Genomic DNA, 25,308 nt, shown 5'->3' on the forward strand with positions numbered 1-25,308 from the left:
TATTTATAAAATATTAAGGGGATCCTGTATGACAAATAAGAAAGAAAGGATACGGAACATGCTTCAAAACGAAAAAGGGAGTGGCGGGTTATTATTAATTGTACTATTCTTTTTTATTTTGATTGCCATCTTTTCAATCCCGTTATTCAGTATGACCGTAAACAGGCAGTCATACGATAGAGAAATTATTAATGAAAAAAGAGCGAATGCGGTAGCGGTTGGTGGCATGGAAAGCTTTATTAAATATTTAAATAGTAAACCGACAGGCACAAGCCGGCAAGCTTACTTTAATTCATACCCGGGATGGGGGCCAAAAACCATCCTTTTACCAGAAGGCGATAAAATCATTTATAACTTAACAAATTCAAGGTCTGATGATCCAAACAAATATATGGTGACCATGACGGCTACTGCAGGCACCAATAAAACCGTTACCAAATCTTTAAAATATATTATCACGGTTAACGACAACTCTCAGATTATTGATCCGACAACAAATCCCACTAAAATTGATAAGGGTACGGTATATGTTGGCGGATCCTATCTTGGTAATTCCCCAAACCCAAATTCAACGATTAAACAGGCGATTGGAAATTCTATTATTAATTTATCTAATTCAATTAATACTCAAATTAACACCTATGCTAGTCAGGCACAACCATGTATGAATTATAACGACATAATAAATATAATCAATAATAGTACAAATAACCCTGTTATTATTGAAGCTGGTGATTTGACTTTAAACGGAGGCAACTACAATTTTGTAAGTCCAAGAGGTAACCAAGTTGTTCTAATTGTAAAAAGTTTAACAGCGAATAATGACTTATCCATTAAAATGGATAACGGAACTTTAATTGTACGGAATAATATTAACGCTAATAATTCTTTTAATTTTAATAGTGGATTATCTTCATCTCAAATAAATAACAGTAACCTATGGATTCAAGGTTCAGCTGTTTTCAACAACAACACAAATATCTATGCCGGGCAAACGCTATATGCTGGAAGTATTACCGCCAATAACAAAGCTACGCTGTCAGCAACTAGCGTTGCCATTCGTGACGCCTTAAACCTAAACAATCAATTGACTTTGAATGCTAGTAAAGATATAGAATGTGGCTCAATCACAGCTAACAACCAGGCAACTATAAATTGTTCCACAGGTGATTTGTTTGTAAGAGATAATTTATCAGCAAACAATCAGATAACATTAAACACAGGAGGTTATATTGCAGTAGGGGGCAATATAACTCTTAAGAACAATATGAATATTACTACTGGCGGCGACGTTAACAGCAGTACAACTGGAGGAGGTGGAGGTAGTGGGGCGCCTTGGAATCCTACTAGGCAATAAAATAAGGAAAACAGTGTTGTATAGAAACCAAAGAGGATTTTCGTTAATAGAAATTTTAAGTTCAATTGTGATACTAAGTATTGTGGTACTCATTTTCAGCAATTTCTCAGGTTCCATGTTATTAAGTACTATAAAAAGTGATGACCAAACACAAGCGATACTTAAAACAGATGGTGTTTTAAATCAATTGAGAAATTCTACTAATCTTGCGAATGATATAGCTGAAATTAATAACGCCAACTATGCAGGCCAAAAATTTGCAATAACCGTGAATAAACAATCTATCACTTCAAGTTCCACAATTGCGTTTCCAGCCCCTTCACCTGTGAGGAAAAATCACCTTTCTTCATCCACAGTTGTTGTTGACGGAAGTGTGCCATGTATTATTGCAGTAACGGTTTCGTGGGGGAGCTAGATATGAGAAATGAGAAAGGATTAACCTTACTTGAATTATTGTTGGCCACTGCCATTAGCTCCATCTTTATATTTATAGTGTTTTCGCTATTTAACACGATTAATCTTGAATTCAATTCTTCATCACAGCGCTACGGGGATGATATCCAGTACAGAATGGTCGCTTCTGCCTTAACCACTAATATGAGTGATGTTATAAAAGTTGCAGTTGCTAGTCCACCTAGCACGTCCTTCAAAAATAAAGAGTTACGATTTCAAGTATACGACAACTCAGGCAATCCGATTTGGAAAACTCTCTATTTTAATTCCATCAATCATACGCTATTGATTTACAACTTTAGTGGAAATTCAGCAGACCAAATAGCTAGCCCACCAAATTCCACTTATACAAATGGAATCCCAATTGCCACCAACGTTTCAGATGTAGGATTTAATCAGACAGCGCCAAGTCTTGTACAGTTAACCATTACATTTGATTATAAAATCGTTGGTTTATCTGGAGAAAGAAAAAGTATGTCTCCGGCAAAAACACTAGTTACTACAATAAAGGTCTTAAATGATCAAACTAGCAATTAATTTTATGTAAACGGACAAAGCCCCCTCATTTCACAGTTGTGAATTAAGGGGGCTTCTGCCTTTTGCCTGCTGTTCTATTTTTCTCTTAATTTCTCAACCAGCTTCTCCGCAACCTTCCAAATGTCACCGGCGCCCATCGTGAGCACGAGGTCACCCGGTTTCACGTTCGGTTCCAGGTAAGCCAGCACATCTTCCTTTGTCGAAAGGTAGCGCGCATTCGGATTGCTATTCTGTTTGATCAGCTCAACAAGTTTGTCCGCACTGATTCCCTCAATCTGCTTATCGTTGGCCGGCGAGTAGATATCCACGATGATCACTTCATCGGCTTCCTTGAAAGCACGGCTGAAGTCATCGAGCAGGAAGAACGTCCGCGTATAACGCTGCGGCTGGAAGATCGCGATAGTCCGCCTATTGGTGGAGCGGGCCGCGCTAAGCGTCGCTTCTATTTCGGTTGGATGGTGGGCATAGTCGTCCACAACGAGTATATCGTTAACTTCCCCGATCACCTGGAAGCGGCGTTTGGCACCGTGAAAGTTTTTAATGGCCTCCACGATAGCATCAAAGGTAAGCCCCGCCTTCAAACACACAGCCGTAGTGGCGAGCGCGTTGTATACATTATGGATGCCGGGTACTGACAGCGTCATGCGGCCCAGCTTACCGCCTTTGTACACCACATCAAAGGATATGGTCCTATCCCCCGGCTCGATGTTTTCCGCACGATAATCGGGTGTTCCATTAAGCCCATAGGTTACAATGGAAACTTCCTTTTTTATCTCTTTGAGCATTTCCTGAAGATACTTATCGTCGCTGCATATTACAGCCGTTCCGCCATCTGTAACCTGGGACAGAAATTGGCGGTACGCATTCTTCAGGTTTTCAAAGTCCCCGTCGTAATTTTCCAGGTGGTCCGGCTCAATGTTGGTAACAACCGCAATATGCGGATAATACTCCAGGAACGTTCCATCGCTTTCATCGGCTTCAGCTACAACATATTCGCCTGTACCCGCTCTAGCGTTACTGCCGACGTCCATAATTTCGCCGCCGATAATATAAGTCGGGTCAGTCCCCGCCTTCTCCATTACGAGTGAAATCATTGAGGAAGTCGTTGTTTTCCCATGGGCTCCCGCCACCGCAACCCCTTTCTTTGCGTTCAGGATGCGGGCGAGCATTTGGGAGCGGTGGATCAGCGGGATCGCCTGTTTCTTAGCCGCTGCCAGCTCCACGTTATTACTCGGGATATCAGTTGAATAGACGACTAATTCTGCTCCCTTGACATTGTCAGCATGGTGGCCGATGAACACTTGAGCACCTTTTTTGCTGAGTTTTTCCGTCAATTCTTTCTGCGCAACATCGGAGCCGGTCACCTGGTATCCCATATCCAGCATAACCCTGGCAATCGCACTCATGCCATAGCCGCCAATGCCGATAAAATGAACATGCTGCCTTTCCTGTTCTGGTTGGTTTGAAATCGATGTGTTCATCTTATTCACCAGCTTTCTTATACTTTTCTTGCCACTCTTTTCTTACATCTGCAATAAAATAAAGCGAACCCGTCGCGAGAAGCAGTGATTCCGATTCTGATGTATGTACAATAGCATGCAAAGCTTCCTTCCAGTCAGCAAACGCATGCACCTTATCACTATCCAAATGTTTTCGGAACAGGCCTGCGATTTTCTCGGGTGATTCTGCCCGCGGGCTGTCTATCCGGGTAACCCATACTTCGCTGCATATTGGTGCAAGAATCTCTATCATTTGCTCATACTGCTTATCAGCCAGTACACCGAAAAGAAGAGATACTCTGCGTTCGGGATAATACTCCTCAATCGTTTGGCGAAGCATACGAGTTCCGGCAACATTATGCGCGCCGTCGAGAATCATAACGGGTGCATCACTTATCTTCTCAAATCTGCCCGGCCAGGCTGTTTCAAGCAGGCCCTCGCGGATGTGTTGCTCATTGACATACATGGCATAGTACTGGTTTAACACCTGCAGCGTCATTAATGCCACACCCGCATTCTCAACCTGATGCTGGCCAGCCATATTCATCCTGCAATCTTGCAGTGATCCAAACAGCCCTTGAAAATCAAAGCTTTCCCTTGGGGGATCGCTCTGCTTGCCGTTGCGATTTACCTGGTATTCGCGGTTTGGACGATAGATCGCGGCGCGCTTCTGTTTGGCCGTCTCTTCGATAACCTGCAGAGCTTGCGGATCGCGTACGCCTGTTATAACCGGCACGCCGCTTTTAATAATTCCCGCTTTCTCAGCTGCAATTAAGGGGATGGTATCCCCCAGTATGTTCATGTGATCGAGGCCAATGCTCGTAATGACCGAAGCAATTGGGTTGACGATATTGGTAGAATCCAGCCTGCCGCCAAGTCCCGCTTCCCAGATGACAACATCCGGGAAGGTGACGGTAGCGAAGTACAGGATAGCAAGTGCCGTTACAACCTCGAACTCTGTAGGGGCACCTGCCTCCATATTATTCATTTCTTCAACGATCGGACGAATCCTCTGGGTGAGCAAGGTTAAATCTTCATGAGAAATAGGCTCCCCATTATACTGTATGCGTGAATAAAACGATTCAATATAAGGAGACATAAAAAATCCAACATGGTGGCCGGCTTTCATCAGAATGTGATTGAGGAAAGCCGACGTCGACCCTTTTCCATTGGTCCCGGCTATATGGATAAATTTTAACCGCCTCTCCGGGTGGCCGAGCCGTTCCATCATATATTCCATGCGTTCCAAACCTGGCCGAATATCGGCTTTTTCAAGGCTGTTTAGCCAGGCCAGCGCATCTGTTAAGTTATGTTCGGAATTCAACGTGATCTCATCCTTTAAGTTCCTGGATTCTTGCGTGCACTTTCGCCTGCTTATCCAGGTAATCCTTTTCTTTAGCCCGTTCTTCTTCTATAACGCGAGCAGGCGCCTTATCGACAAAACCTTTGTTCGCAAGCTTTTTCTGGACACGTTCCACTTCTTTATTCAGGTTTTCGAGTTCTTTTTCCAGACGCGCTACTTCTTTGCCTATATCAATAAGCCCGGCGAGCGGCAGGTACAATTCGGCACCTGAGAGAACGGCTGTCATCGCTTTATCCGGCGCTTCTAAATCAGTGCCCATCTGGAGCACTTCCGGATTGCAGAAACGCTCAATATAGGCTTTCCCGCCTTCCAGGTAAGAAAGCACACTGGCATCAGCAGCCTTGATCAACAACTCAATTTTCTTGCTCATCGGCACGTTTACTTCCGCCCGAATGTTGCGCACGCCGCGGATTACATCGATAAGAAGATTCATCTGCTTCACAGCTTCTTCGTCCACTAAATCTTCGCGGTATGTTGGCCACTCGGCGCGAATGAGGCTTTCTCCTTTATGCGGCAGGTGCTGCCAGATATCTTCTGTTACAAAAGGCATAAAAGGATGCAGAAGGCGCATGGTGCGGTCCAGCACGTATGCAAGCACAGAACGCGTTGTTTTCTTTGCTGCCTCGTCTTCCCCGTAGAGCGGAAGTTTTGCCACCTCGATATACCAATCACACAGCTCATCCCACACGAAGTTGTACAACACACGGCCAACTTCACCATATTCAAACGCATCGAGCAGTCTGGTCGTTTCCTTCACCGTCTCATTGAGGCGGTGAAGAATCCACTTATCCGCAATGCCAAGGTTTGCTGAAATATCGATATCTTCATAGGTGAAGCCTTCCATATTCATCAGGGCAAAGCGGGAGGCATTCCAGATTTTATTAGCAAAGTTGCGCGCCGCTTCAACCCGTTCCCAGCGGAAGCGCTGATCGTTACCAGGTGTGCAGCCAGTAGCAAGCATATAGCGCATGGCGTCTGCGCCGTACTGCTCGATAACCTCCATCGGATCGATCCCGTTGCCGAGCGATTTGGACATCTTGCGCCCTTCCGCATCACGGACAAGTCCGGTTATCAATACATATTTAAACGGATTTTCCCCGGTGAATTCAAGGGCCGTAAAGATCATGCGGGCCACCCAGAAATAAATAATATCATACCCAGTTACAAGCACATCGGTTGGATAGAAGTGCTTCAAATCTTCCGTTTCATCCGGCCAGCCAAGTGTGGAGAACGGCCAGAGGGCTGAACTAAACCACGTATCCAGTACGTCATTATCCTGCTTTAGGCGGCTGCTCTGACAGTGCGGGCAGGTGTGAGCATCCTCACGGGATACGATGATTTCACCGCAGTCTTCGCAGTACCACGCCGGAATGCGGTGGCCCCACCACAGCTGGCGGGAAATACACCAGTCGCGTACATTTTCGATCCAATGCAGATAAATCTTTTCAAAACGGTCTGGTACAAACGCAACACCCTCTTTGGATTTTGCGTCCGCAATCGCCTTTTCAGCGAGCGGACCCATTTTCACGAACCACTGGGTAGAAAGGTATGGCTCTACAACGGCGCCGCTGCGCTCGCTGTGCCCAACCGAATGCATGTGCTCTTCAATTTTGAATAGAACGCCCATCTCCTGCAGATCACGCACGATATTTTTACGGCATTCAAAACGGTCCTGGCCCTGATAGGAACCAGCATTCTCGTTCATTTTGCCGGCCTCATCCATTACAAGGATCTGCGCCAGATCGTGGCGGCGGCCCAGTTCAAAGTCGTTCGGGTCGTGAGCCGGGGTAATTTTTACCGCACCGCTTCCGAATTCGCGATCTACATAATCATCAGCCACAATCGGGATCTCGCGGTTTACGATAGGAACGATAACGGTTTTTCCGATCAAGTGCTGGTAGCGTTCATCTTCCGGGTGAACAGCCACCGCTGTATCGCCGAGCATCGTTTCCGGACGGGTTGTCGCGACTTCAATGGAGCCTGTGCCGTCTTTTAGCGGATAACGAAGATGGTAGAGAGCTCCCTGCACGTCCTTGTATTCGACCTCAATATCCGACAAAGCGGTCCGGGTTGCCGGATCCCAGTTAATAATGTATTTTCCGCGATAGATTAAACCTTTCTCATAGAGGCGCACAAATACTTCGCGAACCGCGCGGGACAGCCCTTCATCCAGCGTAAAGCGCTCGCGGCTGTAATCCAGCGAAAGCCCCATTTTTGTCCACTGCTGGCGGATAATATCCGCATAGCGATCCTTCCATTCCCATACCTTTTCTACAAATTTCTCGCGGCCCAGGTCATAGCGGGACACGCCTTCTTCGCGAAGCTTGCCCTCTACGCGGGCCTGGGTAGCGATACCGGCATGGTCCATTCCCGGTACCCAGAGCGCGTCAAACCCCTGCATGCGCTTAAAGCGAATCATGATATCCTGCAGTGTGTTATTAAGCGCATGTCCAATATGTAAATTACCGGTTACGTTTGGCGGCGGAATTACGATAGTAAAAGGCGTTTTATCCGGATTTCGCTCCGCTTTAAAATAGCCATTATCACGCCAGAACGGGTACCACTTGGCTTCAGCGGCCTTCGGGTCGTATTTCGTTGGCATCTCGATCTGATTGTTTTCCTGACTGGACATTCCAATACCTCCACAAAGATATAAATGAGCAATAAAAAAACTCCTGCGTCCGGCCAAAGGACGAAGGAGTTGATTTCGCGGTACCACCTTTGTTAACCTGCCACATAAAGACGCAGGTTCACTTCATTCTCATAACGGAGAAAACTCCGGTCTGCTCTACTAAGCTTTCAAGCAGACAGCTCTGAGGCTACCTTCTATCAGTACTTCCATGCGGCCTTCCACCGGCGGCCCGCTCTCTGGTATGGCTTCCTGATATACTCTTCCTCGTCATTGCCAAGATCATATGAAACTTATTGTATTATTGTACCCAGTTACCTATAAGTTAGTCAACATTCAACAATACCTAGCTTTTTTTCAGCAAATTTTTCACCATCCCTCGATTTCCCTCATAAGCTGTATGAGCATAACAAAAGTAGGTGAATCTTATGAAAAAAGGCTGGCGCTGCCACCCTTTCTATATAAAAATCCGATATGGAGCCACTCAACTGTTAATTCCTTTTATCGTTTTCCAGCTAGTTCGCACGCTTATTTTCCCTACTTCCTTCGATGTGCTTCTGCTCCTCGTGTTAATCGGAGTGTATGCTGCCCTACTGCTTGATTGGGTTTAACACACAAAAAAGAGGTAAAATACAGCTAAATGAAATATCTGAATTGTTATGCAAATCAATTGAATTAATCAATAGCTTTTTTTATAATAGTGATAACAACAAAGAAACGGTGCGTTTCCCCTATTCAGGTTAATGTTGGAAAAGTGGCAGAAGCGGTGGGTGTTACAGTTGATACTGTTCGTCATTGGGAAAAGGAAGGCAAAATTAAATCAGAACGTACATCTGGCGGGCACAGAAGGTACAATTTGGGTCATGTTCTGTCTTATGTAAATGGCTTAGATATGGTAGTGAAATTATTTTTGAAATGTGTCGAATTCACGGTGTGGAGATTGTCATTTTGAATAAGGATGAACAAAAGAGATATGAAGAAGAATTAGTCGAAGATGTTCTTTTCATTATCACGGCTTTTTCCGCTAAACTTTATGGAAGTAGAAGCCATAAAATAAAAGTATTGTAGATTCGGCAAATATGTGGTTCAAAGAAGGGTCTAACGATGGCAAAGAAAAACAAAAACCGAAGGTTATCAAACGGTTTGAACGAACCGTCAAACAACATAGTACGCATGTGAGCGATTGGGAAGAAGTTCACCATATTGCAAAGCAATATCTTTGGTCAAATGCTAAAAACAGTATCCGTTCTGCGATTCGTAAAAATCCTCATCTGACAGAAGATGAAAAGTTATACCTTTACTATGTGTTAAAAGCGGCCCCCTGTTTTTATGCCATTTTGACACGGAAGTCGTTTGCTAGACCCCATAAAATTTCTTCTCTTATCCTACGAGAAAAATATGTACATAATCTGCTTCTTCGTATTGTGATGAAAGAAAACCAACAATTAGAACTTCATCATTGTGTAATAACAAAAATGAAGCAAATCTGGAGATATAAAAATATAGTGGGTTTGGATAAAGGTCATCGCACGCTTATTTCTACTTCTTCGGGCAATTTATACGGTCAAAAATTAAATGAGTTGTTGAACAAGGAAACGGAACGCCTTAACAAGGTTAACCGGAAACGGAATCAGATATGGGCGTTGATGGATAAGCATAAACGAGCTGGAAATCACGAGAAAGCCGAACGTATCCTACTAAACAATTTTGGCAGAAAGAAATACAATCGCCTGAAACATAAACATGATGAAACGGCAAAGAGCTATATAAACTTTAGCTTGAACCAGTTTTATCTTGTAGAACAGCCAAGCGAGGTTATAACAGAAGATTTGTCTTTTGTCAGCTGGAACGATAAATTTCCGAAGCACATTAAGCGTAAGCTGTCGCGCTGGATTAATTACATACAAGAGCGGATAGAATTTAAGTGTAATTTATGGAATGTGGCTCATACTGTTGTAAACGCAGCGTATACCTCGCAAGTTTGCCATAAATGTGATTCGTTTGGTGAACGTAAACAAGATGTATTCACCTGCAAGAAATGCGGTACGATGCATGCCGATATCAATGCCAGCAAAAATATCAAAAAACGCAAAACGGATAAGGAAATCAACCTAATTACACCTTACAAAGAAGTGAAAAGAATACTAGAAAAACGACTTACCTTAACAGCTTCATAAAAAATTAAAAAATATGGTTCTGCCCTATTACAAATATCGCCACCCTTCCACGGAAGAAGCTATATTTTACTTCGGGAGTAGGACAGAACCTTTGCTTTCCGGATTTTTCTACGGTTGTGGGAAGGACTCGTGATGGCAGGGAGCCTTTGCCTGTACCAGCTTGTTCACTGGCTCAACCAAGACCTTACCGAAAGATAAGGAGCGAATTACCTAAAAATCTGTATTTGGACCAGCCACCATTGGCATGAACGAAAAGGGCTCACCTTTGATGTATCGGGTTTAACTTCGGACTGGTATATACAGAACCTGGCCTTTGGCAATGGCTACGTTTGTATGAAGTCCATTCGCCTGGGCAATATCAGCAGGTGTTACACTATAGCGCTCGGCAATCGCATCCAGGGTTTCATCATTCTGGGCAATGCACATTTTCAGCCTTGTATAAGTTTCCTCCTGACTCATAAAAGTGGTGAGATAAAGCGCACTATCCCGATTTTTTGCGGCTGGCCCTTCTTCTTCTTCCGTGCTTATATTTTCATTCTCATTGCGGTTCTCCATCGCATAAGCTACGGAAGGCGCTTCTTGCTGGCTGTCCTGCCCATTAGGTTTCGGCGTAAACAGAGTAGAAGGATTAACTGTTACCGGCTCGGATTTGGTTCCTTTCAGGGTGATAGCCACTTTCACTTCTTCCCTTGTTTGCTCTTCTGGTTCCGACTCCTCTTCCACGGCTTCTGCGCTTCGGTCTTCTGTCTCTTCCTCGTCCTCTTTCTGTTGCTCTACCTTTTGCTCTACTTCTTCCCGGCTTTCCCCTTTTACGAGCGCCCTCTCTTCTTCTATAATAGGCTTAAGCTCCTCTTCCGAGATTGCCTCCTTGGAAGCAATGTTGTTGTCCCCGGCAGGGCTTTCTTCAGCTTTTTTCTCCGCCTTTACTTCTTGAATGGCGTCTTTGATAATCGCCAATTCCGTTTTTGCCTCATTTGCTTCTGCCTTCGTCGGTTCTGCTTTTGCTGTTTCTGCTTTTGCTGTTTCTGCTTTCGCAGGCTCTGCTCTTACCTCTTCTGCTTTTACTTCCTGTTCTTCCTGTTCCTCCTGTTCGTCTGACTCAATCTCTGCCCGTTCTTCTAACGTATCGCTTATATTGTCCACTTTTGTTTCAGGTTGTTTTGCTTGTTCAGCATGACTAAACACATCCCCGGCAACCAGCCACTCTGCGTTTATGCCCGGGCTGAGTATCCGGCTTTCTTCTCCCTTATCAGTAATCGCCTCTTCAACTTCCTCCGGTTCCGCAGCGGACGGGGAGATAAATTGTGTAATCCCATTTAGGGCCAATTCCGCTGTGATGGTGAGCTTGCGTGAAGATTGAATATCATAGTCAAAAGCTGAAATCGTCGCAAACACATCTTTAATGTTTTTGACCCGTTCGCGCGGAATTCGAATGTGCACGGGTGTCCGGTGCGAGAAGGTAATAAGCGGAATCTCCTCTTCCGTATAATCAACCGGTTCGATCGCAAACGGATTAAATTTGACTGAATCAATGTACCCAGGGGATTCGGGGGAATTGTTATTCATAAAAGGGGTAGCCGAACCCTCCTGCTTGCCGATATACTTGCCTGCCAGCAGCAGATAACCTGAAATGGTTATATCGTCATCCGTTTCTTGAATGGAGATAACGGGGGTCAGTTCTATTTCATCGATTTCCTGTATCTCCTTTTCGTTATGGTTGACAAAAAAGGCGTCCTGGACAGGAAATGAAAGCATGTTATGATTACCCTGATTCATGTTGCTTATTCCTCCTTTCACGATTCACTTCTTTATTAAATATATAGGGAGAAAATCATAGATATGCCAAAACCGGAGAAAAACATCGTGGGCCATGCCGCTCTCTCCTTTCCCCTCATAGAAGTTTTACGGCCGCTTTGTGGAACGACGGACGGACCGGCAAAACATCTGGGTATCTCAATGATGGAGTCAGTTGCCGGTCTTTTTCGTCCTCTGTTCCACACGCTCCACAAGGGGAAAGAAAGGTGCGGACATGCGCCTCACGATGTTTTCTTTGGTGTTTCGGGACCGCAGGTCCCTTTTAAAAAATCACCGACGGCCTTGAATACTGTGAAGCACATTAACTTTCCACATCAACAAAGAAAATCGGACCTATCGATCCCAACAGAAAATGACTTTAAGACTTTAAAGTGGAATAAACTTTCTACTGCAAAAAAGCCATCCCCCTGTACGAACAGGAGAACGGCTTTCGTTAAAGTGTTGTATTATAGTTGCTTAAAGGCTTCATAATTGGCCTGGATGGTCCGTTCGATGTCCTCGGCCGAATGTGCGGTAGAGATAAACATGCCTTCGAATTGAGATGGCGGCAGGGAAACGCCCGCTTCCGCCATCAGGCGGAAGTATTTGCTAAAACGCTCCAAATTGGATGTTCTGGCCGTTTCATAGTTTACAACCTTTTCACCGGTAAAGAACATACCCACCATTGAACCTACCCGGTTAAGATGGACAGGAATGCCAAGCTCGCGGGCATTAGCCGCTATTCCTTCTTCCAGCCGGGCTGCTTTACTCTCCAGTTCTTCATACACCCCGGGCTTGCCAAGTTCTTTGAGTGTGGCGTAACCCGCCGTCATAGCCAGCGGATTGCCGGAGAGGGTCCCCGCCTGATATACCGGTCCGTCTGGTGCAATCTGGCGCATGATTTCCTCTTTCCCACCATAGGCCCCAACCGGGAGGCCGCCACCGATAACTTTGCCCATGGTGGTCAGGTCCGGCGTAATACCAAACCGTCCCTGGGCACAGTGGTAATCCACACGAAAACCGGTCATGACCTCATCGAATATGAGGACTGTCCCGTGCTGTTCAGTCAATTGACGCAGACCTTCAAGAAATCCTGGTTGCGGAGGCACAACACCCATATTGCCCGCAACGGGTTCCACAATGACAGCAGCCAGTTCATGGCCAAATTTTTCAAAGGTGGCCTTTACACTGTCCAGATCGTTATACGCTGTAGTGATCGTGTGGGCTGCAATCGACTCCGGAACCCCCGGGCTGTCAGGCAAGCCGAGCGTTGCCACCCCGGAACCGGCTTTAATAAGCAGGCTGTCTCCATGCCCATGATAGCTACCTTCGAATTTTAAAATTTTATCCCGTTTCGTATAGCCGCGCGCCAGGCGCAGCGCACTCATTGTTGCCTCTGTGCCGGAGTTAACCATGCGAACCACTTCAACGGAAGGGACAATCTTACATACAAGTCTGGCCATATCTGTTTCGATGGTTGTTGGAGCGCCGAAACTTGTGCCTTTCTCCATCGCTTCCCGCAGCGCCCGCTGTACTTCAGGATGACAGTGCCCAAGAATCAGGGGACCCCAGGAACCGACGAAATCAATATATTCATTGCCGTCAATGTCATAAATTTTCGAGCCGGCCCCATGGTCCATGTAAATGGGATTCATCCCGACAGATTTAAAGGCGCGCACGGGGCTATTTACCCCGCCTGGCATATATTTCTTCGCTTCCGCAAAGTTTTCAATTGATTTATCGAATGATTTACCCACGTGGACAGCCTCCTTGGCGCATGTATGCTAGTCTAATTGACGCAGCCAGCGCGCCGCATCTTTCGAGGAATACGTAATAATCATATCAGAGCCGGCACGTTTGAGGCCTGTAAGCATCTCAAGCGTAATGGCTTTCTCATCAACCCAGCCGCGCTGTGCAGCGGCTTTAATCATAGAATATTCCCCGCTCACATTGTAAGAACACACTGGAAGGTCAAAATTGTCTTTTACTTCACGAATGATATCCATAAATGCCATAGCCGGCTTCACAATCAGAATATCTGCTCCTTCTTCTACATCTGAAGCCGCTTCTCTCATGGCCTCTCTGCGGTTAGCCGGATCCATCTGGTACGTTTTACGGTCGCCAAACTGCGGCGTGGAATGTGCAGCATCCCGGAAAGGGCCATAGAATTGGGAAGCGTATTTCACCGCATACGACATGATCGGCACATTGGTTAGCCCCGCCTCATCCAGCCCTGCACGGATGGCAGCAACGAAACCATCCATCATATTGGAAGGCGCGATAACATCCGCACCCGCTTTTGCCTGGGAGACAGCGGTTTTAACGAGCAGCTCAAGGCTTGAATCGTTATCCACATAATCGCCGTGGATCATCCCGCAGTGCCCGTGGTCTGTATACTGGCAGAGGCATGTATCCGCAATCGTGACAAGGTGAGGGGCCCACTGCTTCACTTTGCGTGTCGCCTTCTGCACGATCCCTTCATCGTTGAAAGCTTCGGATCCGCATTCATCTTTTTGGTTAGGAACGCCAAACAGAATAATCGACTGCAGGCCAAGACCCGCTATTTCTTCTATTTCTTCTTCCAGGCGATCGAGTGAATAGTGGTAAACACCTGGCATAGAACTTACTTCTTTTTTGATATTTTCGCCTTCAACGACAAAGATCGGATAAATAAAATCGTTCACTTCTAATGAAGTTTCACGTACAAGATTCCGCATGGCTGCTGTTGTACGAAGGCGGCGATGCCGTTTAAAATTGTCTACCATGGTAATTCCTCCTTAAATGTGTGACAACAATCAGGAATGGCGCACAATCGCGTCAACCAGGCCGGAAATTGTATATTCCTCAGCCTCAATATCCACGTGCAGTCCTTGTTCATGTGCCGTTCTGGCCGTTACAGGCCCGATAACAGCTATTTTAACCCCTTCGAGAAGGGACCTGTTGTCTTCGCCGAGCCCCGCGAGAAAGAACCGAACCGCTGAAGAGCTGGCAAATGTGATGATATCGATAAGACGCTGCCGAAGCAGCTCCTTCGTCTCTAGAAAATTTTCCTCTGCAGCAACCGTATCATATGCCGGTGCATCTGTCACGTCCAGCCCAAGCGCTGCCAGTGCCAAAGGAAGTGTTTTACGGGCGATGTTTGCCCTTGGAAGGAGGGCTTTCTCACCTTGGGCCACCTTATCTTTTAAGATCTCTATTAGGCCTTCTGCCGTGAACGTATCTGCGACAAAGCGTGCAGGCATGCCCTGTGCAGCAAGTGCCTCTGCCGTTTTGCTCCCTACAGCCGCTACTTTGGCGCGGCAGGCTGTGTCAAAGGCTTCAATCCCCAGTTGCTCCGCCCGTTGGAAGAAAAACCGGACGCCATTAGCACTTGTGAATATAATCCAGTCAAATGATGCCAGACGGGCCAGGCTTGCGTCAAAAGCCGCCTGATCTTTCGGAGGCACTATTTTCATAACTGGGCACATGACGGCTGTGCCGCCAAGCCGTTCAATGAGTGTTTGCATGTCCCTTGCCTGACCGGAAGAACGCGTAACCACTATCCGCTTTCCGGAAAGAGGCTCCTTCGCGACAGTCATTCAGCACTTTCCTCACGCGCTCTGCGCAAAATGTCAGCAGCTCCCCGCTCCTTTAGGCGGTTTGCCAGGCTTTTGCCTACCTGTTCCGGGTTTGATCCTTCCATAGTCTCCTTTAGAATCACACTGCCATCCCCCTCGGCCACCAGACCTCTCAGCCTTACGGTATCCGTTTGCGCTTCCGCATAGGCGGCCAGCGGAACCTGACAGCTGCCCTCCAGCGTATTTAGGAAAGAACGTTCCGCACGAACGGCAAAATTCGTAGCCACATCATTCAGCCTCGAAAGCAAATCCAGCACTTCTTTATCATTGTCCCGGCATTCGATGCCAAGCGCCCCCTGCCCAACAGCGGGAAGGCTGACGTCAACCGGCAGGTATTCGGTTACCTCGCCCTTCCACTGCATGCGCTCAAGCCCGGCTGCAGCCAGAATAATAGCAGAGAAATCCTCCTCCTTTAGCTTGCGAATGCGGGAATCAATATTGCCGCGTATCGGTTTAATCACAAGATCAGGCCGGCATGCCTTCAGCTGTGCCGCCCGGCGCAGGCTGCTTGTTCCCACAATAGAACCTTGAGTAAGTTCAGCGAGCTTCTTCCCGTCTTTGCTGATCAGCACATCCCGCACGTCGACGCGCTTGGGAACACAGCCAATCATAAGACCTTGTGGAAGCTGGGCGGGCATATCTTTCATGCTATGCACCGCCATATCAATTTCACCATCAAGCATTGCCTGCTCAATTTCTTTCACAAATAAGCCCTTACCGCCTACCTTAGATAGTGTGACATCAAGAATTTTGTCCCCTTTCGTTACGATTTTTTTCACTTCAAATGTAAAAGGCAGGCCGAAGCTTGCCAGCTGGTCGATTACCCAGTTCGTCTGCGTTAACGCCAGGGCACTCTGTCTTGAGCCTACTATAATTTTTCTCATGCGTTATCCCATTCCTTCTAATTATGATAATGGTTGGCGAATCACAGCCATTGATGAAATGATGAGACCGAACCGGAAAGCAAATAGTTTATCAACACCAGCATAAAAGCGCCAATATTCCACATGGCAAGCTTTCTGCCCTGCCAGCCGAATGTGACCCGCTGGTATAAATACCATGCATAAAAAATCAGCACACCAACCGACACGAGCACTTTCGGATCAAGCCAGAAATTCGTGGTCACTTTAAGATGTGCCCAGAGTCCTCCAAGTATAATAGCCATAAGAAGCATCGGTACCCCTACCATGTTCAGCCGGTAAGAATACATATCCAGCAGGCCAAGCCCCGGCAGGCGCCGCATCCACTTGTTCCATATTTTCTGCTTTAGCATTCTATCTTCTGCGATGTACATCACGGAAAAAATAAAGGACAAGGAGAAAGCACCGTAGCTTAGCATTGCCAGGCTTATGTGAATGAACAGAAGGTCCGATGTCAACCGCTCTGCCACAAGCGGAGAGGCATTCTGATTTGCGAAGAGATTAACAGCCAGTACAGCAAAACCTAATACATTCGTAAAAAAGACAAGCAGATCAACCTGGAAGAAGTAGTTGATGACAAGCGATAACGTCACAAGTATCCATGAATAAAAAAACAGCGTTTCAAACAAGGTAAGTACAGGAAAATAATCTTTCTCAATCATACTCATGACAAAAAAGACGCTTTGCAGCGCCCATACAATAGCAAGCAGCCAGAAGGCAATTCGGTTGACCTTCCGGCTGCGGTTCATGAAGTCTGCAAAATAGAGGAGAACACTACTTGCATATAAATATATGATTAAGCCGTAAATTAAACTTTCACGGATCAATGTGCATAACTCCTCTCGTATCAGGAGCGAACAGGGATTTACTGTCCGGTAACAACCCGGCGATGAAGCACGGGAATATACGATTCTTCCCTTGCGTCAGCCTGCTGTCCCCCATCCTCCAGCATATCCTCAAGCGCAAACAGTTTAATAAACATATTCAGCGCTTCCTCAGATCCCGGCTGCCCCGCCATTTCTTTAATGCGAACAATCGGATCGTGCATAATCTGATTAATTAGGCTGCGCGTTTGTTTATTAATCATCCGTATTTCTTTTTCGGTTAAGTCTGCGCATTTGTTCTGGATATTGCGCATGGCTTCCTGCTGGTGATTCAGCAGTTTCTCGCGAAGTGTTGTAATAAGCGGTACAACGCCAAGCGTATTTAGCCAGCTTTTAAAGGCGTACAGCTCCTGGCCGATCATTATCCCGATTTTCTCCGCCTCAAGCTCGCGTTCCTTTAAGTTAGACTGGACGATTCCCTCAAGGTCATCGATATCGTATAGATAAACACCTTCGAGTTCGTTAATAGCGGGATCGAGATCTCGCGGCACGGCAATATCAATCATGAAAAGCGTGCGATTGCGCCGTTTTCGCATAATGGATGCAATCTCGTGTTTGGTTACAACATATCCGTCTGCCCCGGTGGAACTGATGACGATATCGGCTTCAATCAGCCCGTCCGTCAGGCGCTCCATCGGGTAGGCTGAACCGCGGAATTTCTCCGCAAGTGCAACCGCTCTCTCATAAGTCCGGTTGGCAACGATGACGTTTGCAGCCCCATTAGCATGGAGATGTTTAGCTGTCAGCTCGCTCATCTTGCCGGCTCCAAGCACCAGCACGGTTTTATCGTTGAAATAGCCGAATACTTTTTTCCCAAGCTCAATCGCTGCATAACTGGTTGATACCGCGTTTTTATTGATGTCGGTCTCAGACTGAGCGCGCTTCGCCAGGGTAATGGCCTGCTTAAAAAGGGTGTTAAACACGGTTCCGGAAGCTTTATGTTCCTGAGCAAGCTGAAAGGCGTCCTTCACCTGACCGAGTATTTGCGTTTCTCCAAGAACCATAGAATCGAGGCCACATGCAACCCTGAAAAGGTGGCGCACAGCATGATCGTTTTCTTTTATATAGATATGATCGATAAAATCCTCGCGTGGAACATCAAACCATTGCGAAAGAAAGGCCTTGATAAAATGGCGTCCCGTATGCAATTGATCAACCACCGCATAAATCTCTGTCCGGTTGCATGTTCCCAGCACGACTCCCTCAAGCACGCTTTTCGTATTGAGAAGCATAGATATAGCACGAGGCTTGTCTTCATCATTAAAGGCAAACCGTTCGCGTATTTCAACTGGGGCTGTGCGGTAGTTCAAACCAATTAATAGAATATGCATAATTGACACCCCATCCTGCTTAATGAATTCTCTCTCTTTTATCTCCAACCGTTTAAAGTGCCTGTGCACTTTCTAAAGTACCCATTTATTATACCACTCCTGTTGAGGATAATTAAAAGAAAATGTGAAGAGTTTTTGAAGGCACTAACAGTATGGCAAAACAAACACCCCCCTAAACAAACAGGGGGGCCAGAAAGAACAGCTATTCATCAAGGTGGGTTTTCGGTTTAAACTGCTCCATGTATGGGGTTTTGTGAATATTTCTTGTATTTTTCACGGCTTGCTCATAAAAGTAAATCTGGCTGCGAACGGGTTTCTCCCCATCCTGCGGTTCAATGTGCGTGTAACATCCATCCGGATGCAGTTCTCTCGCTTTAACATTGTCTCTTAAATAGATATGCAGCATTTCTTTCAGGCGTTTTTTTAGCGGAGCCGACTCAACCGGGAACAGAATTTCCACACGCCGCTCCATGTTCCGCGTCATCCAGTCGGCACTGGAGAGATAGATTTGCTCGTCTCCACCGTGGTGAAAATAATAGATGCGGCTGTGTTCAAGAAAACGGTCCACAATGCTCCGAACACGAATATTTTCACTTACGCCCGGAATACCGGGCCGCAGGCAGCAAATACCCCTGATAATTAAATCTATCTGCACACCGGCGGCAGAAGCTCTGAATAAGGCCTTAATGAGCTTCTTATCGGTTAAGGAATTCATTTTAATAATAATGCGTCCCGGTTTTTCCGGCGTGCTTTTGTCGATTTCCTGATCTATCAAATCCAGAAATTTATTGCGCAGCCCCACTGGCGCCGCCTCAATCTTTTTCCACTTTGGCGTCTTCGAATACCCGGACAAATGATTGAAAATGTACGAGGCATCGATTCCAAATTCCTCATCGCATGTAAAAAGGCCTAAATCCGTATACATGCGCGCGGTCGAATCATTATAATTGCCTGTTCCGAGGTGGACATAGCGAACAAGTTCGCTGCCCTCCTGCCGGACAACAAGGGTAATTTTACAGTGGGTTTTTAGTCCGACAAGGCCGTAAATTACGTGGCATCCGGCCTTCTCCAGCTTTTTGGCCCATACGATGTTATTCTCTTCATCGAACCGGGCTTTTAACTCCACAAGCACGGTCACTTGCTTGCCATTCTCCGCTGCCCTGGCAAGCGCGTTTACAATCGGAGAGTCACCGCTGACCCGGTACAGCGTCTGCTTGATGGCCAGCACATTTGGATCGTCTGCCGCTTGCTTAACAAAATGAACAACCGGATCAAAAGATTCATACGGATGGTGGACCATAATGTCTCGGTCGGCAATGGCTTCAAAAATGTCATTTTCGCCAATAAAATCGGCTGGCGGCTGAGGAGGCAACTCTTTATTGCGCAGATGTTCATAACCGGGCAGTGATGAAAACTTCATCAAGAATGTTAAATCCAAAGGCCCGTTTACTTCGTATACATCACACGATTCAATTTCAAGCGATTCTGCCAGAATCCCTTTGAGGTATTCATCCATGTCATGCGTAATCTCTAAACGTACAGCAGAACCTCTTTTGCGCTTTTTTAGTTCTTTCTCCAGTTCTTTTAACAGATCCTCTGCACCTTCCTCATCCAGCGTCATATCTGCATTTCGTGTAATACGGAAAGGCTGAACAGTCAGAATGCGGTTGCCTTTAAACAGGAAATCGGCATAGTGGCAGATAATATCTTCCAGCAGGATAAATTCCGCTTTCCCTTGTTCCCCGGGCAGCTTTATAAACCGCGGCAGAACGGCTGGCACCTGCACCACTGCGAACAGCAGCTTCGTCTTTGCGTCTTTTTCGCTTTCTAGCAAAATAGCGAGGTTCACACTTTTATTAAAAAGAAGAGGAAACGGACGGCTGGCATCTACAGCCATTGGAGTCAGCACCGGATAAATCCGGTCATAGAAATAACGGTGTACAAAACTCTCCTGCTCTGTCGTCAGCTGCTTTGGCTTGAGAAAACAAATTCCATTCTGATCAAGCTCAGGAAGAACTTCATGGTTGAAAATGTGGTACTGATGCTTAACAAGCCGGTGCGCTTCCCGGGAAATAGCGGCAAGCTGCTGGGCAGGAGTCATTCCTGCTTTGTTCTCCGGTGATGTAACCATATGCTTCTCCTGGTCCTTTAACGTCCCCACCCGAACCATAAAGAACTCATCCAGATTAGAGCTGGTTATGGATAGAAACTTTAGCCGTTCAAGGACAGGATTGTGCTTGTCCTCTGCTTCCTCCAGCACACGGCGGTTAAATGCAAGCCAGCTTAGTTCCCGGTTTATGTAATAATCTTTGCAGTCGAAATCAATTTGTAGTGCGTGTTGTTGTGAATCAATTTTCTCCCCCATGATAATCGCACCTCTATTTTATATAGTTGCACTTGCTGCCCACTCAATCGACAGCGGCCTGTCAAATTGTTTTTTAAATTTCTTTTTATATTCTTCAATCGTATCCTTCTCAAGCGGCTGCTCCCCTCTGCCGCGGCATAACAGGGTAATCCCATTATCTTTTCTCACAAAGCGGGCGGATGAGACCTGCTGCGTGGCCGTTCTATCCAGAGCGTAGGCCATCAGTAAGAGAAGCCCCAATCTTTCAATCGTCTGAAAATCTTTCTCCGTAAGCAACGATTTATAAGGCAAAGCCAGCTGCCTCATCTTTTTCGTTCCCTTGTATGATGCGAGCAGTGCGGCAAGCAGACGCTCCTTCTGGGTGAGCCCGGGCAGAAGGACATGCACAAGCAGATAGAAAGTATGCCTGTAAGATTCCCGGAAACTAATCGTATGGCCAATATCGTGAAGCTGGGCGGCAATGCACAGCAGCTGTTTCTCCTGTTCATTGTATTTGAGAAGCCCGAGCTCTGCGGCTTGTTCAAATAAACTGGAGGCCAGCGCGGAAACATGGCTCGCCTGTGCCTCATTGACCCGATAGCTCCTGATAAAAGATTGCATATGATACGGAACGATGTCATCGAGCAACTGTTTGCCGTGTCGTCCCATCTGCTTTTCCATCCAGATCCCGTCTCTTAATCCTTTGCTGCTAATGATAAATTCATTGCAGCCCGCGTATTCGAGCAGTACTTTAATAATGGCAATGCCTGCAACAATAATATCTGCCCGCTCTTCTGACATGCCTTCTGCTGCTTTAATCCTGCTTAAGGGAAGCGGTGATATGGCTGCGAAAACATCTCTCACCTGCTGCTGGCTCATCTCGTAACCGTGCAGGCTCGGAAAAGGATAGCCGGACATTTTCTGGTGGATCTTGCCCAGATTTCGCGCTGTCCCCCCCATGCCAATCAGGCGAATTCCCGCGCTCTTTAGCCAGCCTTTCGTATCAAATTGTTTTCGCAAGTACGTTTCCAGTGATTGCATTTCAACCTGGGTTGGCACTCCCTGACGAAAAAACTGCCGGGTGAGCGTCACTGCGCCGAACGGAAAACTGTGGCTGTTAAGCAGCTTGCGGTCCTTAATTTCAACCACCTCGGTGCTTCCCCCGCCTATATCAATTGTGATGCAGTCGTTTACAGGCATCGTATTGACGACAGCGAAGTACCCATAGTAAGCCTCTTCTTCACCGGATAGAAGACGAAAGGTAAAACCCGTTTCTTGTTGGACTCTTCTTAGAAAATCCTCTTTATTTTTGGCTCTCCGGACCGCCGCAGTAGCCACTCCGATAACGTCTGTGACGTTGCGCGCCTCGCAGAGCTGGCGAAATTGCTGCAGCGTACGAATCGCTATCGCCATACCCTTTTCTGATATATTCAAGTCTTCATCCAGATAGTCGCTTAACCGGATAGTGCTTTTTAAATTATCGACTTCAGTTGAAACCCGATCATCCTCCCGGTAATAGATAACAAGGCGTACCGAGTTCGATCCCATGTCGATGACTGCATAATATTTATCCATCTTGTACCAACCTAACAACAATGTTATTTGTTTATATTTTAATCAATTAATGTTAACTTCATGTAAATAATAGGGCGGCGTCTTGACACGCTATCTATCCACAATATTAAAACGCTGCACGACGGTGAGCAGGCCGGTGGACTGTTCAGACAGTTTCTCAGCTCCGCGGGCGAGGTCGTTCACATTCTGGACCTGCTCGCGCATTGCAGCATCTCCCCTTGTTACAGCATCGGTAAAATCCTCCGCGATCCGCTGCATGCCGCCGAGAATCGAACACATTTCATCCCCTTCCTCGATAATCTGGCTGCATAGCTTATGGTTCAGCATCACCTGATCTTTGGTTTGCTCAGCTACCTCGCTCATTGTTCTAATCGCCCCGCCGGCCACGTTGACAATTTCTCTGCCCTTATCGATTGCCCGCATGCTGTCTTCCGCCTTTTGTACGGCAAGCTTAACATCCTGCCGCGCAAATTCAAGCGTCTGCAGAATATCCACCGCAAAAAGAGATGTATTCTCGGCAAGTTTGCGTACTTCACCGGCTACAATGGAGAAGCCCCGTCCGGTTTCCCCCGCGCGCGAAGCTTCAATTGAAGCATTCAAAGCAAGCATATTGGTTTGTCTGGCAATCCCGGTAATCAGTGATACTTTGCCGACAACTTCCTCCGTATGGCGGGAAACTTGTAAAATAAGATTCACAGCTCCTGCGACAGACTGGTGGATTCTGCCCATCTGCTCTTCCGAATTCAAAACAGCAGTCTTTCCGATATTAGCATTTTCCAATGCTTTCTGGGAAAGAGAAACAGCCTGGCTTATTGTATCTTGCATTCTTCTCACTTCATCAATCATTTGATTTGTCATGGAGTAAGCCTCTTCAAGTGAACCTAACTGCGTTTCCGTACCCTCTCGAAATTCGCAAGTCACAGCCGCCAGCTGTTCGAAAGTCCCTGCAAGCTGCTGGGCCTTAGCCGCCTGTTCCTCGCTTATTGTAGTTGTAATCCCTGTAGACTGGGCAAGGTCCTGAATAATATTTCTTGTACCAATGATAACCTTGTTTAATTCATACCCCATCTGCGCAAACTGGTTTCTTCCCATGCTTCTGGCTGCCACAAGCAGATTTCCTGCAGATATATTCCTAGTGACTGTATACCAATCATGAAGCGGCCTTGTAATCTGCCTGTATAAAAGGAAAGATCCAACGAGTCCCATGATTAACGAAACGCCAGGTGCGAGAAAGGATCCACCTGATTTGATTCCCTGCAGGGCAAGAACAACCATGGCCACAAGCGATGGCAAAAAACCGAGACTGAAAATGGCAGGTACTAAAAATGGCCGGTGCACAATGCGACCCATCCGTAAATTAAAGCGCTTACCATTTGCTTCATGCATAATCGGGCAGGAGGCATCAATCAACAGCTCACCTGTATTGCGCGGATACAACTGCAGGAGCGGTTTGTTCGTTTTTGCTGATTTAAGCCCCACTTCATCCGAAAACAGATTGCCTTCCCGAAGCCTGTTTGTATGGACCAAACCCAAACCTTCTTCATTTACTAAAACAAAATATTCGTCATGTTTTAGTTGCTCATCAAGTAATTTTCTTATCTTGTCCCGATTTTTAATAATGGAATCCTGCTCAGCCAGCAGCGGCTGAATTAATTTGGCCGTACGCTGGACTTTAGCGAGTCCACTGCGTGCGCTGCGCGATTTCAACATTCTGTTCATCTGCATTCCCCCTTCCTTAGAATGAATTCTTCAATGAGCACATAAGAACCTGCCAATTTTCATAATTAAATTCAGAAAATTGTTTTCCTTTCATTTGCACAAATATCACGTATAATAGAAATTATTTGCAAAACTTCCGGAAAGAAGGGATAGTCTACTGTGAAAAAAAATGTGGTTGCGGATCTGATCCTGCTTCTTATAACGATAATATGGGGTGCTACTTTTGTGGTTGTCCAAAATGCAATCAGCACGCTCCCGCCCCTTACGTTTAATGGCATTCGATTCTTTCTGGCGAGCGCATTCTTATTTCTCTTTCTAATTATGTTCTACCGGGATCAAATTCGGATAATAGGCAAAAAATTGCTAGCTGCAGGCATTATTCTTGGTTTTTGGCTGTTCTGCGGCTATGCGTTCCAAACAGTTGGACTGCTGTATACTACGACATCGAAGGCAGGATTTATCACAGGCTTATCTGTCGTGCTGGTTCCTCTCTTCGCGTTTATCCTGTTAAAACAGCGGCCCAAAGTCGCCGCGGTTGCCGGAATACTAATCGCAACAGTTGGCCTGTACCTGTTGACCTTAAGTGATTCCTTAACCATCAACAAAGGGGACTTTCTTGTTTTCTTATGCGCGATTTCGTTTGCCCTGCAAATTATTCTAACCGGGCGGTACGCCCCGCGATTTCCGTCGCTTGTGCTATCACTTGTACAGATCCTTACTGTATCTGTGCTCAGCAGCATCGGGGCCCTGTTCTTTGAAAATTGGCAGGTTGCCTTGAAGCCAGCTGCGATGATGACGCCGGCTGTTTACTGGGCTTTGCTCATCACCGCCATTCCTGCGACTGCGCTCGCTTTTCTTGCCCAGACAGAATGCCAGAAATTTACGACGCCCACACGCGTTGCACTTATCTTTGCTATGGAGCCGGTATTTGCTGCCATTACCGCTTATTTCTTCACCAGCGACGTCCTGACCGGGCGCTCACTTGCTGGCTGCCTGTGCATTTTTATTGGTATGATCCTTGCTGAACTGCCTCTTGATCAAATCATTGCCAGGGTAAAAGAGAAGGTAAGTGCTCCGATTGGAAAAAATTAAAAAAAATATCTTGAAGC

20 protein-coding genes, 1 pseudogene and 1 other annotated feature are annotated in these 25,308 nt (G+C 46.4%); of the genes and pseudogenes, 8 read left to right on the forward strand and 13 right to left on the reverse strand.

Going from position 1 to position 25,308, the window contains the following annotated elements; genetic code table 11:
• The first annotated feature begins 28 nt into the window (after nucleotides 1-28).
• From PP175_RS20340 to PP175_RS20350, 3 genes are read left to right on the forward strand one after another with little or no spacing between them, the layout of a single operon-like run.
• Nucleotides 29-1,357, forward strand: a complete 1,329-nt coding sequence (locus tag PP175_RS20340) for a hypothetical protein (protein ID WP_272440054.1) — start codon at nucleotides 29-31, stop codon at nucleotides 1,355-1,357.
• Complete coding sequence (locus PP175_RS20345; RefSeq protein ID WP_272440055.1) at nucleotides 1,326-1,772, forward strand: type IV pilus modification PilV family protein; 447 nt, start codon at nucleotides 1,326-1,328, stop codon at nucleotides 1,770-1,772. Before PP175_RS20340 ends, PP175_RS20345 begins: the two co-directional genes overlap by 32 nt.
• A 2-nt stretch (nucleotides 1,773-1,774) precedes the next feature.
• Nucleotides 1,775-2,347 carry a prepilin-type N-terminal cleavage/methylation domain-containing protein gene (locus PP175_RS20350; protein ID WP_272440056.1) on the forward strand — a complete coding sequence of 191 codons (573 nt, stop codon included), beginning with the start codon at nucleotides 1,775-1,777 and terminating at the stop codon, nucleotides 2,345-2,347.
• A 74-nt stretch (nucleotides 2,348-2,421) separates the two neighbouring features.
• On the opposite strand, the gene murC is transcribed toward PP175_RS20350, so the two are convergent.
• The 3 genes from murC to PP175_RS20365 are packed head-to-tail and all read right to left on the reverse strand — an operon-like array spanning nucleotide 2,422 to nucleotide 7,841.
• The gene (gene murC, locus PP175_RS20355; RefSeq protein ID WP_272440057.1) at nucleotides 2,422-3,828 is read right to left on the reverse strand and encodes a UDP-N-acetylmuramate--L-alanine ligase; all 1,407 of its coding nucleotides are present in this window, start codon (nucleotides 3,826-3,828) and stop codon (nucleotides 2,422-2,424) included.
• A gap of 1 nt (nucleotide 3,829) precedes the next feature.
• Nucleotides 3,830-5,170 (reverse strand): bifunctional folylpolyglutamate synthase/dihydrofolate synthase, encoded by a 1,341-nt coding sequence (locus tag PP175_RS20360; RefSeq protein WP_272440058.1) that lies wholly within the window; start codon nucleotides 5,168-5,170, stop codon nucleotides 3,830-3,832.
• 7 nt (nucleotides 5,171-5,177) lie between these two features.
• Nucleotides 5,178-7,841 carry a valine--tRNA ligase gene (locus tag PP175_RS20365; protein ID WP_272440059.1) on the reverse strand — a complete coding sequence of 888 codons (2,664 nt, stop codon included), beginning with the start codon at nucleotides 7,839-7,841 and terminating at the stop codon, nucleotides 5,178-5,180.
• A 53-nt stretch (nucleotides 7,842-7,894) separates the two neighbouring features.
• Nucleotides 7,895-8,121, reverse strand: a binding site (T-box leader).
• A 145-nt stretch (nucleotides 8,122-8,266) separates the two neighbouring features.
• Here PP175_RS20365 and PP175_RS20370 point away from each other — a divergent pair.
• The 4 genes and pseudogenes from PP175_RS20370 (at nucleotide 8,267) to PP175_RS20380 (ending at nucleotide 10,015) form a co-directional block, all read left to right on the forward strand.
• Entirely contained in the window at nucleotides 8,267-8,449 is a 183-nt protein-coding gene (locus tag PP175_RS20370; RefSeq protein WP_272440060.1) for a hypothetical protein, read from the forward strand.
• A gap of 143 nt (nucleotides 8,450-8,592) precedes the next feature.
• Nucleotides 8,593-8,790 carry a MerR family transcriptional regulator gene (locus PP175_RS30125; RefSeq protein ID WP_442870394.1) on the forward strand — a complete coding sequence of 66 codons (198 nt, stop codon included), beginning with the start codon at nucleotides 8,593-8,595 and terminating at the stop codon, nucleotides 8,788-8,790.
• Nucleotides 8,724-8,906 (forward strand): annotated as a pseudogene (locus PP175_RS20375) (IS607 family transposase); the annotation flags it as partial. The gene PP175_RS30125 and the pseudogene PP175_RS20375, both read left to right, overlap by 67 nt.
• An 11-nt stretch (nucleotides 8,907-8,917) precedes the next feature.
• Nucleotides 8,918-10,015 (forward strand): zinc ribbon domain-containing protein, encoded by a 1,098-nt coding sequence (locus PP175_RS20380; protein ID WP_272440061.1) that lies wholly within the window; start codon nucleotides 8,918-8,920, stop codon nucleotides 10,013-10,015.
• Nucleotides 10,016-10,294: 279 nt separating this feature from the next.
• Here the strand turns inward: PP175_RS20380 and PP175_RS20385 are convergent, their stop codons facing one another.
• The 10 genes from PP175_RS20385 to PP175_RS20430 all read right to left on the reverse strand — a co-directional run bounded on the left by PP175_RS20385 (nucleotide 10,295) and on the right by PP175_RS20430 (nucleotide 24,199).
• The gene (locus PP175_RS20385) at nucleotides 10,295-11,791 is read right to left on the reverse strand and encodes a LysM peptidoglycan-binding domain-containing protein (RefSeq protein ID WP_272440062.1); all 1,497 of its coding nucleotides are present in this window, start codon (nucleotides 11,789-11,791) and stop codon (nucleotides 10,295-10,297) included.
• 485 nt (nucleotides 11,792-12,276) lie between these two features.
• The gene (gene hemL / locus PP175_RS20390; RefSeq protein WP_272440063.1) at nucleotides 12,277-13,566 is read right to left on the reverse strand and encodes a glutamate-1-semialdehyde 2,1-aminomutase; all 1,290 of its coding nucleotides are present in this window, start codon (nucleotides 13,564-13,566) and stop codon (nucleotides 12,277-12,279) included.
• A gap of 27 nt (nucleotides 13,567-13,593) precedes the next feature.
• Nucleotides 13,594-14,574, reverse strand: a complete 981-nt coding sequence (gene hemB / locus PP175_RS20395) for a porphobilinogen synthase (protein ID WP_272440064.1) — start codon at nucleotides 14,572-14,574, stop codon at nucleotides 13,594-13,596.
• 30 nt (nucleotides 14,575-14,604) lie between these two features.
• Nucleotides 14,605-15,387 carry a uroporphyrinogen-III synthase gene (locus tag PP175_RS20400; RefSeq protein ID WP_272440065.1) on the reverse strand — a complete coding sequence of 261 codons (783 nt, stop codon included), beginning with the start codon at nucleotides 15,385-15,387 and terminating at the stop codon, nucleotides 14,605-14,607.
• On the reverse strand, nucleotides 15,384-16,310 hold the full coding sequence (gene hemC / locus PP175_RS20405) for a hydroxymethylbilane synthase (protein WP_272440066.1): 927 nt from the start codon (nucleotides 16,308-16,310) through the stop codon (nucleotides 15,384-15,386). The genes PP175_RS20400 and hemC overlap by 4 nt, the downstream gene beginning before the upstream one ends.
• A 41-nt stretch (nucleotides 16,311-16,351) precedes the next feature.
• On the reverse strand, nucleotides 16,352-17,173 hold the full coding sequence (locus PP175_RS20410) for a cytochrome C assembly family protein (RefSeq protein WP_272440067.1): 822 nt from the start codon (nucleotides 17,171-17,173) through the stop codon (nucleotides 16,352-16,354).
• 38 nt (nucleotides 17,174-17,211) lie between these two features.
• The gene (gene hemA, locus PP175_RS20415) at nucleotides 17,212-18,561 is read right to left on the reverse strand and encodes a glutamyl-tRNA reductase (RefSeq protein WP_272440068.1); all 1,350 of its coding nucleotides are present in this window, start codon (nucleotides 18,559-18,561) and stop codon (nucleotides 17,212-17,214) included.
• 202 nt (nucleotides 18,562-18,763) lie between these two features.
• Nucleotides 18,764-20,926, reverse strand: coding sequence for an RNA degradosome polyphosphate kinase (locus PP175_RS20420; protein WP_272440069.1), 2,163 nt, complete (start codon nucleotides 20,924-20,926; stop codon nucleotides 18,764-18,766).
• 18 nt (nucleotides 20,927-20,944) lie between these two features.
• On the reverse strand, nucleotides 20,945-22,480 hold the full coding sequence (gene ppx / locus PP175_RS20425) for an exopolyphosphatase (protein ID WP_272440070.1): 1,536 nt from the start codon (nucleotides 22,478-22,480) through the stop codon (nucleotides 20,945-20,947).
• Nucleotides 22,481-22,570: 90 nt separating this feature from the next.
• The gene (locus PP175_RS20430; RefSeq protein ID WP_272440071.1) at nucleotides 22,571-24,199 is read right to left on the reverse strand and encodes a methyl-accepting chemotaxis protein; all 1,629 of its coding nucleotides are present in this window, start codon (nucleotides 24,197-24,199) and stop codon (nucleotides 22,571-22,573) included.
• Nucleotides 24,200-24,358: 159 nt separating this feature from the next.
• Between PP175_RS20430 and PP175_RS20435 the strand changes: the two genes are divergently transcribed.
• A complete protein-coding gene (locus tag PP175_RS20435) occupies nucleotides 24,359-25,291 on the forward strand; it encodes a DMT family transporter (protein WP_272440072.1) in 933 nt (310 codons plus the stop codon).
• Nucleotides 25,292-25,308 lie beyond the last annotated feature (17 nt).

The sequence above is a fragment of the Aneurinibacillus sp. Ricciae_BoGa-3 genome (assembly GCF_028421645.1).
In the GTDB taxonomy this organism is placed as follows: Bacteria; Bacillota; Bacilli; order Aneurinibacillales; family Aneurinibacillaceae; genus Aneurinibacillus_B.

What these genes read in the sequence shown, in the direction of transcription:
- PP175_RS20385 (WP_272440062.1), bottom strand. Translation starts at nt 11,791, where the DNA reads ATGAATCAGGGTAATCATAACATGCTTTCATTTCCTGTCCAGGACGCC.
- PP175_RS20350 (WP_272440056.1), top strand. Translation starts at nt 1,775, where the DNA reads ATGAGAAATGAGAAAGGATTAACCTTACTTGAATTATTGTTGGCCACT.
- PP175_RS20340 (WP_272440054.1), top strand. Translation starts at nt 29, where the DNA reads ATGACAAATAAGAAAGAAAGGATACGGAACATGCTTCAAAACGAAAAA.
- PP175_RS20430 (WP_272440071.1), bottom strand. Translation starts at nt 24,199, where the DNA reads ATGAACAGAATGTTGAAATCGCGCAGCGCACGCAGTGGACTCGCTAAA.
- ppx (WP_272440070.1), bottom strand. Translation starts at nt 22,480, where the DNA reads ATGGATAAATATTATGCAGTCATCGACATGGGATCGAACTCGGTACGC.
- PP175_RS20365 (WP_272440059.1), bottom strand. Translation starts at nt 7,841, where the DNA reads ATGTCCAGTCAGGAAAACAATCAGATCGAGATGCCAACGAAATACGAC.
- PP175_RS20370 (WP_272440060.1), top strand. Translation starts at nt 8,267, where the DNA reads ATGAAAAAAGGCTGGCGCTGCCACCCTTTCTATATAAAAATCCGATAT.
- murC (WP_272440057.1), bottom strand. Translation starts at nt 3,828, where the DNA reads ATGAACACATCGATTTCAAACCAACCAGAACAGGAAAGGCAGCATGTT.
- hemA (WP_272440068.1), bottom strand. Translation starts at nt 18,561, where the DNA reads ATGCATATTCTATTAATTGGTTTGAACTACCGCACAGCCCCAGTTGAA.
- PP175_RS20420 (WP_272440069.1), bottom strand. Translation starts at nt 20,926, where the DNA reads ATGGGGGAGAAAATTGATTCACAACAACACGCACTACAAATTGATTTC.
- hemC (WP_272440066.1), bottom strand. Translation starts at nt 16,310, where the DNA reads ATGAGAAAAATTATAGTAGGCTCAAGACAGAGTGCCCTGGCGTTAACG.
- PP175_RS20400 (WP_272440065.1), bottom strand. Translation starts at nt 15,387, where the DNA reads ATGACTGTCGCGAAGGAGCCTCTTTCCGGAAAGCGGATAGTGGTTACG.
- hemB (WP_272440064.1), bottom strand. Translation starts at nt 14,574, where the DNA reads ATGGTAGACAATTTTAAACGGCATCGCCGCCTTCGTACAACAGCAGCC.
- PP175_RS20380 (WP_272440061.1), top strand. Translation starts at nt 8,918, where the DNA reads ATGTGGTTCAAAGAAGGGTCTAACGATGGCAAAGAAAAACAAAAACCG.